Origin of the sequence: Martelella sp. HB161492 (assembly GCF_013184775.1) — a bacterium.
Classification (GTDB): domain Bacteria; phylum Pseudomonadota; class Alphaproteobacteria; order Rhizobiales; family Rhizobiaceae; genus Martelella.
Map to the genome: position 1 here is coordinate 88,280 of NZ_JAATVV010000009.1, position 14,227 is coordinate 102,506.

At 61.6% G+C, this 14,227-nt stretch carries 13 protein-coding genes; 5 read left to right on the forward strand and 8 right to left on the reverse strand.

Annotated elements, in window-relative coordinates; translation table 11 throughout:
* Positions 1-234 precede the first annotated feature (234 nt).
* On the forward strand, positions 235-732 hold the full coding sequence (locus tag HCK86_RS15795; RefSeq protein WP_176085445.1) for an N-acetyltransferase: 498 nt from the start codon (positions 235-237) through the stop codon (positions 730-732).
* 30 nt (positions 733-762) lie between these two features.
* Here the strand turns inward: HCK86_RS15795 and HCK86_RS15800 are convergent, their stop codons facing one another.
* From HCK86_RS15800 to HCK86_RS15815, 4 genes are read right to left on the reverse strand one after another with little or no spacing between them, the layout of a single operon-like run.
* The gene (locus HCK86_RS15800; RefSeq protein WP_176085446.1) at positions 763-2,844 is read right to left on the reverse strand and encodes a hypothetical protein; all 2,082 of its coding nucleotides are present in this window, start codon (positions 2,842-2,844) and stop codon (positions 763-765) included.
* The gene (locus HCK86_RS15805) at positions 2,844-5,648 is read right to left on the reverse strand and encodes a DUF4159 domain-containing protein (RefSeq protein ID WP_176085447.1); all 2,805 of its coding nucleotides are present in this window, start codon (positions 5,646-5,648) and stop codon (positions 2,844-2,846) included. The genes HCK86_RS15800 and HCK86_RS15805 overlap by 1 nt, the downstream gene beginning before the upstream one ends.
* Complete coding sequence (locus HCK86_RS15810; RefSeq protein WP_176085448.1) at positions 5,648-6,562, reverse strand: DUF58 domain-containing protein; 915 nt, start codon at positions 6,560-6,562, stop codon at positions 5,648-5,650. Before HCK86_RS15810 ends, HCK86_RS15805 begins: the two co-directional genes overlap by 1 nt.
* A gap of 14 nt (positions 6,563-6,576) precedes the next feature.
* Positions 6,577-7,584: a MoxR family ATPase gene (locus HCK86_RS15815; RefSeq protein WP_176085449.1), complete on the reverse strand. Its 1,008-nt coding sequence runs from the start codon at positions 7,582-7,584 to the stop codon at positions 6,577-6,579.
* A gap of 174 nt (positions 7,585-7,758) precedes the next feature.
* Here HCK86_RS15815 and HCK86_RS15820 point away from each other — a divergent pair, with 174 nt between their 5' ends.
* From HCK86_RS15820 to HCK86_RS15830, 3 genes are read left to right on the forward strand one after another with little or no spacing between them, the layout of a single operon-like run.
* Positions 7,759-8,376, forward strand: a complete 618-nt coding sequence (locus tag HCK86_RS15820) for a DUF1285 domain-containing protein (RefSeq protein ID WP_176085450.1) — start codon at positions 7,759-7,761, stop codon at positions 8,374-8,376.
* Positions 8,369-9,004, forward strand: coding sequence for a CoA pyrophosphatase (locus HCK86_RS15825; RefSeq protein ID WP_176085567.1), 636 nt, complete (start codon positions 8,369-8,371; stop codon positions 9,002-9,004). Before HCK86_RS15820 ends, HCK86_RS15825 begins: the two co-directional genes overlap by 8 nt.
* A complete protein-coding gene (locus tag HCK86_RS15830) occupies positions 9,001-10,269 on the forward strand; it encodes a CCA tRNA nucleotidyltransferase (RefSeq protein ID WP_176085451.1) in 1,269 nt (422 codons plus the stop codon). The genes HCK86_RS15825 and HCK86_RS15830 overlap by 4 nt, the downstream gene beginning before the upstream one ends.
* On the opposite strand, the gene HCK86_RS15835 is transcribed toward HCK86_RS15830, so the two are convergent.
* Together HCK86_RS15835 and hemF are read right to left on the reverse strand one after the other, a co-directional pair.
* Complete coding sequence (locus HCK86_RS15835) at positions 10,266-10,451, reverse strand: DUF1059 domain-containing protein (RefSeq protein ID WP_176085452.1); 186 nt, start codon at positions 10,449-10,451, stop codon at positions 10,266-10,268. The genes HCK86_RS15830 and HCK86_RS15835 overlap by 4 nt on opposite strands.
* Before the next feature lie 530 nt (positions 10,452-10,981).
* Positions 10,982-11,893 carry an oxygen-dependent coproporphyrinogen oxidase gene (gene hemF / locus HCK86_RS15840; RefSeq protein WP_176085453.1) on the reverse strand — a complete coding sequence of 304 codons (912 nt, stop codon included), beginning with the start codon at positions 11,891-11,893 and terminating at the stop codon, positions 10,982-10,984.
* A gap of 128 nt (positions 11,894-12,021) precedes the next feature.
* Here hemF and HCK86_RS15845 point away from each other — a divergent pair, with 128 nt between their 5' ends.
* Complete coding sequence (locus HCK86_RS15845; RefSeq protein ID WP_176085454.1) at positions 12,022-12,270, forward strand: hypothetical protein; 249 nt, start codon at positions 12,022-12,024, stop codon at positions 12,268-12,270.
* On the opposite strand, the gene HCK86_RS15850 is transcribed toward HCK86_RS15845, so the two are convergent.
* Positions 12,259-12,735 carry a tRNA (cytidine(34)-2'-O)-methyltransferase gene (locus HCK86_RS15850; protein WP_176085455.1) on the reverse strand — a complete coding sequence of 159 codons (477 nt, stop codon included), beginning with the start codon at positions 12,733-12,735 and terminating at the stop codon, positions 12,259-12,261. The two genes, HCK86_RS15845 and HCK86_RS15850, sit on opposite strands and share 12 nt — an antisense overlap.
* A 54-nt stretch (positions 12,736-12,789) precedes the next feature.
* A complete protein-coding gene (locus tag HCK86_RS15855; protein WP_176085456.1) occupies positions 12,790-14,187 on the reverse strand; it encodes an SLC13 family permease in 1,398 nt (465 codons plus the stop codon).
* Positions 14,188-14,227 lie beyond the last annotated feature (40 nt).

A 14,227-nucleotide genomic window follows, 5' to 3' on the forward strand; every position in this document is an offset into this window, starting at 1 on the left:
TTGCGCCAAATTGCCAGTCCTCAATCTCTTGACAGTGTGTTGCGCCCTGTCCCGGACGGTTGCGATTTGCTGCGAAAAAGTCTGGACCCTTGGCTGCATTCCTGCTAGAGGCAACAGACTTTATGACAAAGGCCAATTGATGCTGCTGAACCTGCGACGACGCTGAACCGGATGAGACGGGGCTTTCCAGACCCCGAATGAGTTTTTGCGCGCCGAGAACAGGTTTTTTCCGACATGACAGCCGATTTGCATTATTGCGCCGAACTGGTTTCCCACGACATCGAAATCGAAGAGATCAACGACGAGGCCTTTGGCCCCGGGCGGTTTACCCGTACAGCTAGCCGGATTCGCGAGCAGGGTCCCCATGACATGGAGCTTTCCTTTGTCTGCCTCTGTCAGGACAAGGTGATTGCGTCGGTGCGCATGACGCCGGTCTGGGCTGGCAAGGTTGCCGGACATATGCTCGGGCCACTCGCGGTCCGGCCGTCTTTCAAGAATCAGGGCATTGGCCGGCGTCTGGTGGCGATTGCCACCGAAGCGGCAGCCAAGGCTGGTTCCGAAGCCGTGATCCTGATCGGTGATGCGCCCTATTATGGACCGCTTGGCTTCAAGCCGATCATCCCGCCGACATTGCTTCTGCCCGGTCCTGTCGATCCGCGCCGGATTCTGGCTTACCCGATTGCCGCCGATGTCGGCAGCCGGATGGTCGGAATGATGCGCTGGCGCGGCTGAGCCGCTCCAGCGTCAGGAAACGCCGCAGGCTCAGGAGCGTCCTTCGCGCCACCATGTCGCCGAAAGCGCCAGCAGCAGAAGCGCAATGCCAAGGAACCCGGCAAACAGCGGCAGGGTGCGGATGCTTTTAAGCACGGTATCGCTGGTCATGTGGATCGGGATGGCGTTGCCATCAGCGGCACGCATCGCGCCTGATACCAGCCGCAGCGGCGGCACGGAGGTTGCAGCGCCATTGCTGGCGACAAGCCGCCTGGTGAGGCCATTGCTTGCTGCACTTAACGGTTCAAGCGTCTCCGTGGTCGAAATCATCGCCCTGAATTCCGGTGCATTCGGATCACCGATATTGATCAGGCGTTCCAGATCGCCGTTATCAATGGTGAACAGGCCGGTTTCATCCAGATCCGTTTCACCGCGATAAAGCCCGGGCTCGGTTTCATCGAGCGGCAGCTGGATCGTCTCGCCGGACGGTGTGTGGATCGTGGCCGGGCCGGGGGCGTCGCCCATGGTCTGACGGGTGACCGTCAAATGCCGGCCATCGGCCTTTGCCGTCAGCGCCTCGTCTTCGAGCGCCGGTTCCTTCATCAGCCAGTGGGCGATGCGACGATAGAGCTGCGCATAAGGACCGCCGCCTTCGAAGCCGCGTGCCCAGAGCCAGCCCTGATCGGACAAGAGCTCCGCCACGCGTCCGTCGCCCACCTTGTCGAGCACCAGAAGCGGCTTGCCGTCGGCCGTCATCACGGTCTCGCCTTCCGCCCCGCTGACATCGATGGCGCGGAACCAGCGGCCCCAGTCCGGCGGCTCCGATGCGGAGCCCGGCAGGTCGCGGGTTACGGGATGTTTGCGTCCGAGATCGGAAAGCTCAGGATAGTAGCCGCCCGTGGTAACATTTCCGCTCGGGATTGCCGGCAGGACGCTTGAAAGCGGTGTTGCGGCAATCGATTCCGGCCCGGCGATTTCCGGTCCCGCGGCAACCAGAAGTGCGCCGCCCTTACGCACATATTGGGCGATATTATCGTAATAGAGCAGCGGCAGCACACCGCGGTTCTGGTAGCGGTCAAGAATGATCAGATCGAAATCGTCGATCTTGTCGTTGAACAGTTCGCGGGTCGGAAAGGCGATCAGCGACAATTCGTTGATCGGCGTTCCATCCTGCTTTTCCGGCGGGCGCAAAATCGTGAAGTGGACGAGATCGACCGAGCCATCGGACTTCAGAAGGTTGCGCCAGGTTCGCTCGCCGGCATGGGGAGAACCAGACACCAGCAGCACGCGCAGGTTCTCACGGATCCCCTCAACCTCCTTGACGGCACGATTGTTGACGTCGCTGAGCTCCCCGGCAATCTTGTCCACGGAGAGTTCGACAATATTGCTGCCGCCATTTGGCACGTTGAAGCGCAGCGTGGTCGGCTCGCCCGGCTGAACCCTCATCGTTGCGATGATGTCGCCATTGACCCGTGCTGTCACCGTTGCCGCTGACGCATCTGCCGGCGGAATCGCACCATCATCGATCACCCGGAAGGTGACGGACTGATCCTCGCCGACAAGACCGAAACGCGGTGCTTCATCAATGGCGATCCGCCGGTCAAACTCTTCAGGCCTGCCGGTAATCAGGGCGCTGAGCGGCGCCTGACCGCCGAGAAGGGCGGTATTGTCCGGGATGTCGTGGATCTCGCCGTCAGTAATGAAAATGGCGCCGCCAAGCCGGCTTTGCGGAACATCGCGAATGGCATCGGCAAGGGCGCCGAAGGCGCGCGTCGAGGCGGAACCATTTTCCTCGGAGGTCGCAACATCGATGATGCGCGGTTCAATCAGCGGCTTTGCCTCAAGCTCCTTTTGCAGGGCAGCAAGGGCATCGTCGCTCTGCTCTTGCCGTTCTCCGAGCTTCTGGCTCTGGCTGCGGTCAACAACGATCGGAACAATGGTCGGCAGCGGCGAACGTTCCTCACGCGACAATGTCGGGTTGGCAAGTGCGGCTATGATCAGCAATCCGGAAAGCGCGCGCAGCGTCGTGCCCTTGAGGCGGGCAAAATAGCCGATGCCTGCGAGAAGCGCGACCATCACGACAGCGGCGAGCAGGACCGGCAGCGGCAGGAAGGGTGAAAAGGCAAGCTGCATTACTGGCCGAGCCTTTCAAGAAGAGCCGGGACATGAACCTGGTCGGCCTTGTAGTTTCCGGTCAGCATATACATGACGATATTGACACCGGCACGATAGGCGAGAACACGCTGGCGCGGATCGGGTGGAATGGTTGGCAGCATCGGCGTGCTGTCATCATTGATGGCCCAGGCGCCGGCGAAATCATTGCCGGTGATAATGATCGGGGACACGCCGTCACCGCCCATGGAACCGGAACCCGGTTCGGCAAGGGCCGGATTGCTGCCGCCTTCCGCCTCCACCCAGAGCGGCGAGCCGTCATAGCGTCCGGGAAAATCATCCAGAAGATAGAAGGCGCGCGTCAGCACATGGCCATCCGGCACCGGCTCCAGCGGCGGCACATCGATGGAGCTGAGGATCTGGCGCAGTCGCTGGGTATTGGCGCTGGCGACATTGCTGCCGAGCGGCGAATACTGGTCGCGCGTGTCAAACAGGACCGTGCCGCCATTGCGCATATAGGCGTCAATCCGGGCAATGGCTTCAGGGCTCGGCATGGGGGCGGTGGCAGAGATCGGCCAGTAGATCAGCGGATAGAAGGCCAGTTCGTCCTTCGCCGGGTCCACACCAACGGGATCGCCCGGCTCGAGCGCGGTGCGGTAGGAGATAAACTCCGACAGACCTTCCAGCCCGCGTTTGGCGATATTGTCGACATCGTCTTCGCCGGTGATCACATAGGCGAGGTGAGTCTCGTCAAGCTGAGCCATGATGACGGCATCATCCTCGCTGGACTTTTCATTCGCATGGGCGGTCTGTGGCTGGATGAGACCGGCAAGCGGCACCAGAGCGATCACCAGTGCCATGGCCGCCGTCTTGCCGTTGCGGCGCGAAAAGGCACCATTCATGAGCAGCATGATCACTCCGTCAGCCAGAAGCAGGAGAAAGGCGATCCCCAGCAGCCATGGCCTCAGCGACACGGTCTGCGGACCGTCGATGAAGCCGGTGCTGGCGCTGGGCGACAGGGCGCCCGCTTCAAAGGGAGAAAGCGCGTCGCCGGCATTGAAGAGATTGAGCGCGACAAAACCGTCGGCACTGCCATAAAGGCCGGGCGGATTGTCCTGGCTGGCAACAGGGCTGGTATCAGCCCGGATGGCGAGCGGCTTGGCATTGGCCGTGTCGGTTGACAGCGCGCCATCGGCTGAGAGCAGACGGTAGGGCGGCAATGTTCCGGCGTCACCGGCTGCAACGGCGCTTCCCTGCGACAGGCGGATCACCCGGCGCAGCATTTCAACGAAAAAGCCCGAGATCGGCAGGTCGGACCAGGTCGCATCGGCAGCGGTGTGAAACAGCACCAGCCGGCCGGCACCGTCATCGGCGGCTGTTACCAGAGGCGTGCCGTCGGTCAGGCTCGCCCATGTATGTTCCGGCAGTGTGGCGGTGGGTTCGGCCAGAACCTGCCGCTTGACCGTGATATCGGCAGGGACCGGCAGCCCGGCAAAGGGGCTGTCCGGAGAAAACGGCGCCAGATGCTGCGGCTCGCTCCATGACATGGCGCCTCCGAAAGCGCGGGCGCCTTGGCGCAGCTGCACCGGCAGCAGCGAATCGTCGCCATCGCTGGCTGCAAGGCGCGGTCCGGCGAAGCGGATCAGCGTGCCGCCAGCCTTGGTCCAGTCCTCGAGCTTCGCATGGACATCGTCAGGCATGGTGCCGATATCGGCCAGTATGATCACCGATGGCTTGTCGGCCAGCAATTCATCAACCTGTTCGCCCAGTGTCTGCTTGTGGCTCTGCACGAGGTCCGCATAGGGCTGCAGCGCCTGACGTATATAGTATACCGGTGTCAGAAGCGGCTGGAAATCATTGGCTTCATCGCCGGTAATCAGGGCAACGCGGCGGCGCCTGAAACCGTCATCGACCAGATGAACGCCACCGGCATCGGCTGAACCATCGAGCCTGAGTGCCGCGAAATCATTGCGCAGCTCAAAAGGCGCCGACAGCGTTGCGACAGCGCTGGTGGCATCAGCATCGAAACCGGCATCGGCGCTGGCAATCAGCCGGCCCTCCTTGTCATAGGCGTTGACCGTCCGGGTCTCGGTCGTTCCGGCATCGGCGCGGATCACGCTCACGCGGGTCGCATCGGCATCATTATGCGCCAGACTGATTGCATCAGGGGCGGGGCCGCGCCGTCCAAGCACCAGCATGGCCGCAGGCTTCAGCGCGTTGAGTGTGGCAATGGCCGCAGCATCACCGCTTGCCGAGAGATCGTCCGAGATCAGCGCCAGCGTGCCCGGCCTGGTTCCGTTCAGTCCGCTTGTGAGGTTTTCCGCAGCCTTTTCGCGATCGGGACGAAGCGGGGCCGGGCGGGCGGCGGCCAGCCTTTCGCGCGCGGCCGTGGCCGAAACCGGGCTGGCGTCGCCGGCCGGACCGGCGGTAAAGGCCAGCGCAACGGCCAGATCCTGTTTTTCCGCCTCGTCGATCAGGCGCGAGGCGGCGTCAACGCGGTCCTGCCAGTCTTCGGCGGTTGCCCAGTCATTATCGACGACGAGTGCCAGCGGCCCGCCCGGGGCAAGCTCGGTGTTCTGCGGGTTCAGCAGCGGATCCGCCAGCGCCAGAATCACCAGCGTCACAAGCAGCATGCGCAACAGCGTCAGCCACCACGGACTTCTGGCCGGCGTTTCCTCCCGTCTGGCCAGCCGGGCGAGGATGGCAAAGGGTGGAAAACTTTCCTGTGTCGGGCGCGGCGGCGTCAGCTTGAGAAGCCACCAGATCGCCGGCAGCAGCACCAGCGACAACAGCACGAAAGGGCTGGCAAAGGCGAGAAGGCCCATCAGTTGCGCCCTCCAGCCATGGTTTCCCCGGAAAGGCGCACATGAAGCGTGCTGAGCGCTTCGGAAGCAGGGTGGTCGGTATGGTGGGTGGCAAAGCTCCAGCCCAGACGGCGGGCCTCGGCGGCAAGGAACTGGCGCCGTTGCTGATAGAACTGCAGATACTCATCGCGCAGGCTTTCCGCGCGCCCAAGTGTCAGCCGCCTGCCGGTCTCGGGATCGCGGAATTCCGTGCGGCCACGATAGGGAAAGCTTTCTTCTGCCGGATCGGCAATTTCCATCAGATGACCGCGGATGCCGCGTTCGGCCAGCGGTGCGATCCGGGCGATCAGCGCGTCCGGCTGATCGAGAAAATCGCCGAAAATCACCATGTCGGCATGATCGCGGATCAGGGTGGTGTCGGGCAGGCTTGGCGGCCGGTCGGGCTGAAGCGAAAGCGCATGGGCCAGCCGTTCGGCACCATTGCGATGTGCAACTGGTGCCATGATTCCGGGCACGCCGATCCGTTCGCCGGAGCGCAGCAGAAGCTCTGCCAGTGCCAGCATCAGCACAAGCGCACGTTTTTCCTTGGAGACCGGGGCGAGCGTCGAGCGGAACAGCATGGACGGCGACAGATCGACATGAAGCCAGATCGTGTGGGCAGCCTCCCACTCCATGTCGCGGACATAGGCATGGTCGTCGCGGGCGGAGCGGCGCCAGTCAATCCGGGTATAGCTCTCGCCCGGCGCATAGGGGCGGAACTGCCAGAACTGTTCGCCGGTGCCGCGGCGTTTGCGGCCATGCCATCCGGCGATCACCGTATTGGCGATCCGCCGCGCTTCGGTCAGGCAGTCGGGCATCAGAGCCGCACGCCGGGCGGCCTCGCTCAGGGCGCTGCCGGCGGCGCTTGGCGTGACGCTGTGTCCAATGGGTGCCACGTGATGACCTGCTTTCAGTCGCGTGCCGCGATCTTGGCGATGATATCGGAAAGCTTGACGCCCTCGGCGCGCGCAGCGAAGGACAGCGCCATGCGATGTTTCAGCACCGGTTCGGCGAGCGCCCGCACATCGTCAATCGAAGGGGCCAGCCGGCCCTGATAGAGCGCGCGGGCGCGCACCGTGAGCATCAGTGCCTGGCCGGCACGTGGCCCGGGACCCCAGGCAATATGGCGGTCGGTGTCGGCCTCGCCATTGCCCGGACGGGCGGAGCGCACCAGCTTCAGGATCGCCTCGACCACGCTTTCGCCGACCGGCATCTGCCGGATCAGCGCCTGAATTTCCATCAGCCGCTCGGCGGTCAGAACCGGGCTTGCGGTCTTTTCCGCAAGACCGGTCGTTTCCAGGAGGATGCGGCGTTCGGCTTCCAGTTCGGGATAGGCAACATCGACCTGCAGCAGGAAGCGGTCCAGCTGCGCTTCGGGCAGCGGATAGGTGCCCTCCTGCTCCAGCGGGTTCTGCGTCGCCAGGACGTGGAACGGGCGCGGCAGCGCATAATGCTGGCCGGCAATCGTCACGTGATATTCCTGCATGGCCTGCAGAAGCGCTGATTGCGTGCGCGGTGAGGCGCGGTTGATTTCATCGGCCATCAGCAGCTGGGCAAACACCGGCCCTTTGATGAAACGGAAGGAGCGCTTGCCACTTTCATCCTGTTCCAGCACTTCCGCGCCGAGAATATCTGACGGCATCAGATCGGGGGTGAACTGGATGCGGCTGGCGCCAAGGCCGAGCACGGTGCCAAGCGTGGTGACCAGCTTGGTCTTGGCCAGACCCGGCACGCCGACAAGCAGCGCATGGCCGCCGGACAGAAGCGAGAGCATGGCGTTTTCAACCACGGCCTCCTGGCCGTAAATCACCTTCGCCGTCTCTTCGCGCACGCTTTTCAGGTCATCGAGAGCCTGCTCCGCCTGCTTGACGATTTCGGCCTCATCAATGTCGTGACCGGTCGGTCGTGTCAGACCCATGCTGTTTTCTCCGCGATAGTGATACGCCAGGGCGGGCGAACCCGAAAATCGAAATAATACCGCCACATGATCGCAATCAGGATAAACACCTCTTGGCGGCTGACAAGACGGATCGAAATGACTATTCCGAGAGCGAGCTCTTTCGAGACCGTAGGTTTAAACCGGGACCGAAACATGACAATACGAAAAAGCAGCGATGTAAGTGGCCTTGCCGGCGAAATAGCACGGCTGTTTACCGAAGAAGACATGAAGGCGGCCGGTGCTTTGCCTGTCGAACGCTGGAATCCGCCCGATTGTGGCGCCATCGATATGGAGATTCGGCGCGACGGCAGCTGGCACTACATGAAGACGCCGATCGCCCGGGAAGCGCTCTTGCGGCTGTTTGCCTCGGTGCTTCGCAAGGACGAGGATGGCGAAACCTATCTCGTCACGCCTGTGGAAAAGGTGAGGATCCGCGTCGAGGACGCCGCTTTCCTGGCTGTCGAACTGAAGATTGCCGAGCAGGGCGGAGAGCCGCTTCTGGCGATTCGCACGAATACCGGCAATATCATCGCGATTGATGCCGACCATCCGCTGCGATTTGTGCATGAGGGTGAAGATGGCGCCCTCAAACCCTATGTAAGGGTGCGCGGAAGGCTGGAAGCACTGTTTTCGCGCGCATTGGTGCATGATCTCGTGGCGCTGGGCGAAGAGGCCGAGATCGACGGAGAGGCAATGTTCGTCATCCGCTCGGCTGGTGCCGTTTTCCCGGTGATGCGGATGAAGGATATCGGAGATGAAGCATATGAGTGAGGCCGGGGCTTTCAGCGCTTCCGAATTTCGCCGGCGGGCGCTTGACCAGAGCGGGCGGCCGCTTGCGGAGGCCTGGCGCGACCATGGTGACCATCGGCTGAACCCGGATCTTCTGGACGGACTTGAGAGCATCGCGCTGCGTGATGCCGCGGTTCTGGTGCCGGTGATCGATGACGGCGCGGAAGCGCGGGTGATCTTCACCCGACGCACGACCAAGCTGCGCAAGCATTCCGGCCAGATCTCCTTTCCCGGCGGTTCCATCGATCCGGAGGATGCAAGTCCTGAAGCCGCTGCGCTTCGCGAAAGCGAGGAGGAGATCGGCCTGTTGCGAAATTTCGTCGAGCCGCTGGCGCGCATGCCCAATTACTTCGCCGGGACAGGGTTCAAGATCACACCGGTGCTGTCGCTGGTGCGTCCCGGCTTTTCACTGACGCCCAATCCCGATGAGGTGGCCGAGGTTTTCGAGGTGCCGCTCTCCTTCATCATGAACCCGGCCAACCATCAGATGGGCCACGCCGTGCTTGCCGGTCATGACCGGCAATTCTACGAGATGACCTTTGGTGAATATCGGATCTGGGGCATCACTGCCGGTATCATCCGGACAATCTATGAAAGGCTTTATGCGTGACAAGCGTCAAGGATCAGCCCTGGTTTATGGCTGAAAATGTTCAGCGCGTTCTCGACGTCATGAATGGCGACGGCGCGGAGACGCGTGTTGTCGGCGGCGCGGTGCGCAATGCGCTGATGGGGCTTTCCGTCAACGATATCGACATGGCAACCACGCTGGAACCTGACGCCGTCATCGCCCGGGCGAAGGCCCATGGCATGAAGCCGGTGCCGACGGGTATCGACCATGGCACGGTGACGGTGATCTGCAATCACCAGCCCTTCGAGCTGACGACATTGCGCACCGATGTCGAAACCTTTGGCCGCCACGCTCAGGTCCGTTTCGGAACGGACTGGGCCGAGGATGCGGCCCGGCGCGACCTGACCATCAATGCGCTTTATGCCGGGATGGATGGCGAGGTTATCGACCTTGTCGATGGTCTGGCCGATATCGAGACGAAAACGGTGCGCTTTATCGGAGATGCCGAGCTCAGGATCCGTGAGGACTATCTGCGGATCCTGCGTTTCTTTCGCTTCTTCGCCTGGTACGGTGCCGGCCGGCCTGATGCTAAGGGTCTCAAGGCTGCCGCCAAGGCACGCGACGGGATCGCCACGCTGTCGGCCGAGCGGATCTGGAGCGAGCTGAAAAAGCTTCTTTCGGCTGAAGATCCGTCGCGGGCGCTGCTGTGGATGCGACAGACCGGGGTTTTGACGCTTGTTCTGCCGGAAAGTGAGAAATGGGGGATCGACGCCATCGGACCGCTGATCGCGACGGAAGCGCAGCTTGGCTGGACACCGGACCCTTATCTCCGTCTCGCCGCGATCATTCCGCCGGACGAGGGGCGCGTCAGCGCCATGGCGCGCCGTCTGCGCCTGTCCAATGCCGAGGGGGCGCGGCTGAAGGCCTTCGCCCGGGCGCCGCAGATGGGTGACGGCATGAGCCAGGCCGCGCTGAAGCGTCTGCTTTATCGCCATGGCAGGGATGGGATCGAAATCCGTCTGCGGCATCTGCTCGCATCGGCCAGGGGAAAAGCGGCCGCTGGCGATCTGGAGCAGGCGGCGGCATCGGCGCGGCTCCTGGTACTCCTCGAAATGGTCACCTCGTGGGAGAAGCCGCTCATGCCGATCACGGGCGCGGATGTGATCGCGGCCGGAGCCAAACCTGGACCACAGGTCGGCGAAATTCTCAAGCTGCTGGAGAATGAATGGGTCGAGGGGGGATTTGCATATGACCGGGCGACACTCGCCGCCCGGATGGAAGCGCTGGTTGCGACGTTGAAGCCCTAACCGGCTTCCGTCGTGTCGCGGATCCGTTCCTTGATGTTTTCGACCATGTTTTCACGGATGATCGTTTCACCGTGAGCGGATCTGAGATGCTCGACTGCACGAAGCACCACTTCCGCCTCATCATTCGAGGCCGTGTGCCACTTGCAGCCGGGTACGAGTGTTCCGCAAGAAAATTCCTTCATGTTCATCTCCCTTTCGCTGTTATGGCTGGTTTTGAGGCGCCGGAATGTCATCATGACATTCAAAAAGCCGCATGCCAGCTTCTCGCTTCGCGGAGACGCATTCGCCGGAGGAATTATAGACCCGGCCAATGCGCCGGCGATCCAGAGCTCCATCGGATCGAGCCGAACGCTGAAATCAACGTCCGGCAAGCCGATGCCTAGAGTCAGTACGTCCTGATGAACGCACTAATCTCTAATGGTGCTGAGCCCAAGTTTCAAAAACCGCCGAACTTTCGCATGGTCTTCCATGTCTGGCGGCCATTTCGTCAGCGTGCTGCTTGCTCTTATGGTCCTCGGGCTGGAACACAACCGGAGGACGGTCCTTTGCAGGAGCCTGCTGCTTTTCGTGGGCATGGGTGTGATCTGTCATCATACTGCTCCTCCCAAAGCAAGTTTGCAGCTTCAGTCTATCAAAAAGGTGGGCATAGGAAAGGCCGATTGCAACGCCTTGTAAGGAAATATTAGTAAAATGCTAAAATGTCGCAGGTCAATTATGGCCATCTGACGACAGGCGGCATGGACGAGAGAATTGTATCTACATTTCCGCCCGTTTTTAGCCCGAAAATCGTGCCCCGATCGTAAAGCAGATTGAACTCGACATAACGGCCGCGCCGGATCAACTGCTCGTCGCGATCCTCAGATGACCAGTCGTGGTTGAAATTGCTGCGCACGATCCGCGGATAGACGAGATTGAAAGCCCGTCCGACATCCTGGACAAAGGTGAAATCGGCATCCATGCCACCTTTTTCCGGGGCGGAATGCTGCCAGTCGAAGAAGATGCCGCCAATGCCGCGCGGTTCCTTCCGATGCGGCAGGTAGAAATAGTCATCGCACCAGTTTTTCAGCCGGGCGTAATCGACAATGGACGAATGCCGGTTGCAGGCCACTTCCATGGCGCGATGGAACAGCATGGTGTCCGGGTCGGTCTGGGTCCGCCGCCTTCCCAGTACCGGGGTGAGATCGGCGCCGCCGCCATACCACCAGCTCGAGGTGACGATCATGCGCGTGTTCATGTGCACGGCGGGAACATTGGGGTTCACCGGGTGAGCGATCAGCGAAATGCCGGAGGCCCAGAAACTGCGGTCCTCACCCGTGCCGGGGATCTGGCTGCCGAAATCCTCGGAGAATTCACCAGAGACCGTCGAGGTGTGGACGCCGACCTTCTCGAAAACGCGCCCCTGCATCACCGATTTGCGGCCACCGCCTTTGCCGCCTTCACGGGTCCAGTCCTCGGCCGCAAAGCGGCCCGGTTCCATATCGGACAGCGGCCCGGTCAACTCGTTTTCAAGCTGTTCGAAGCTCAAGCAAATCGTGTCGCGCAGGCTTTCGAACCAGCGACGGGCTGCTTCCTTCCGGTCCTCGATATCATCAGGCAATCCAGAGGGAAGTTGCGGTCTTTCCATGTAAAGAGGCTCCAGAGCTCGTTCGTCTGACATGTGTTGCCGGGGCATTTCCCCGGCGGCTATGCGTGAAATGACTCGCAAAGCAGTTCGCCGAATCCTATCTTGTTTGTCACCAGAGGGATAGCGTCATGGCAAAACTTCCAAAGTCGCCATCCATGGATGGCCTGAAGAAACGGATCAGAGATCACCGGCAGGCAGAGAGCGACGGTTTCGTGCGCTCGCGCTATGTTTTGAGCCGCGAAGAGGCCCGGGCCAAGGCGCGTGAATGGTTCGATGCCTGGCCAAAAGCGGCCTACTGGACCGAAGTGGAAAGCTGGCGCCTTGACGAGGATGGCCGGATCGAATTCACCATGCGGCGGCTGTCATCAGCCGACTGACGCGAAACCATCCGTCTGTCGCAGTGCCTCGCCGGCAATCATGGCGACGGACATTGCGAGGTTGATTGAGCGCTGGCCCTCGGTCATGGGAATGGTGATGCGATGGTCTGCGATCGCGTGGACATGCTCTGGCACACCGGCACTTTCTCGCCCGAACAGCAGGATGTCGCCATCGCTGAAGGCAAAATCCGGATAAGGCCGGCTTGCCTTGGTCGAGGCGAGCACCAGCCGGCGACCCTCCTCACCGCGCCAGGTTTCAAAGGCCTCCCAGTCGACATGACGGGTGAGGGTGACACTGGCGATATAGTCAAGACCCGCGCGCTTCAGATTGCGGTCGGAAAGGGCAAAGCCTGCCGGCTCGATGATATCGACGGCAAGGCCGAGACAGGCCGCGAGCCTGAGAATAGTGCCGGTGTTGCCGGCAATATCGGGCTGGTAAAGGGCGATACGCAGATTTGTTGTCATGGCGCTTTCCTAGCGGCCCGCTTGTTCTGCCGCAAGTGCAGTCATTGCCGCCCTTCAGATCAGACCGATCAGCTTCCACCACAGGAAATCCAGCGGCAGCAGCACGGCGATGGTGATGAGGGACAGTGGCAGGGTGATCCTGATCATCCGTGAGACCGGCTGGCCGGTCACCTGCAACCCGACCATCAGCGGGGCTGCCTGATAGGGCAGCATGACGGTGGAAAAGCCAACGACCTGGGTCATCAGCACGGCCGTGACGCTGAAGCCCGTCAGGTGGGACAGTTCCGCAGCCAGCGGCGCCAGCACGGCGGGGACGCCCGGAAGCGTGGTGACCATGCCGGTGAGAAAAGCCATCAGCGCCAGCGACATGAAGTTGAGGAAATCGCGGCCCGGTGTCAGCGGCAGCGCATTTTCGAGCCCGTGAGCGATGGCCGTGCCGAGCCCGGTGGCGTTGATGACGGCGCCGAGCGAGAGAATGCCGGCGGTGAAGATCAGCACGCTGAGACTGACGGTCTTGTCGAAATTCTCCGGCCTGATTGCGCCAATTCCCGGCACCATCAGAAGCAGCGAGGCGGAAAGGCCGACCCAGGCAGCATTGATCCCATGCATGCTGTCGGTCATCCACAGCAGCAGCGTCGCGAGCAGGATGGCGATCGCATACCACTGCCGGGCGGAAAGCGGCCCGGATGCCGGCACATCCTGATTTTCTTCCGGCAAGGGCGCGCCGACGCGATCGGGGAAGAAATGCAGCACCAGAAACACGGTGATCACCCCCTTCAGCAGTCCCAGCACGGGGAAATGTAGCGCCAGATAGCTGGCATAGGTCAGTGTGATGCCGTGGATCGTTTCACTGGCGCCGGCCAGCACCAGATTGGGCACATTCGAGGGCAGGATGGTGAAGCCTGTCATATTGGCCGAAAGGATGAGTGTGAGGGCAATCGCCGTGTGGCCATTCGATCCCTTGGCAAAGCCGGCGCGGCTGGCGAGCGCCATGGCAATCGGCAGCATGACGAAGAAGCGCCCGAGCGAGGAGGGAATGATGAAGGAAAGCGCTGCCGTTGCGATGAACAGGCCGCTGACCAATACCGCATAATGACCGGTCAGATGGCGCCCGAGGATGGCGCCAAGCCGCTCACCAAGGCCGGAGCCGCGCACGGTGGCGGCAATGATGGAGCCGGAGAAAACCAGCCAGATCGCCGTTGATGTGAAACCGGACAACACCACGTTCGGCGGCGAAAGTTTCAGGATCAGGGTCACGGCAAAGAAAAGCAGGCTGGCCATGAAGCCGGGCACGATGCCTGTCGCCCAAAGGCTGAGCGTCACCAGCACAATGCCGAGCGTCAGCGTCTGGTCTTTCGTCAGCATATCCGGCGGACTGACGACCAGATAAAGCGCGATCAGAAAGAGCGCGAGGACAACAAGATGTTTGATCGTGAGATATTTGCGCAGCATTTGACTTCGTCTGTTTGAAACCTGATGACGGCAATCCTAT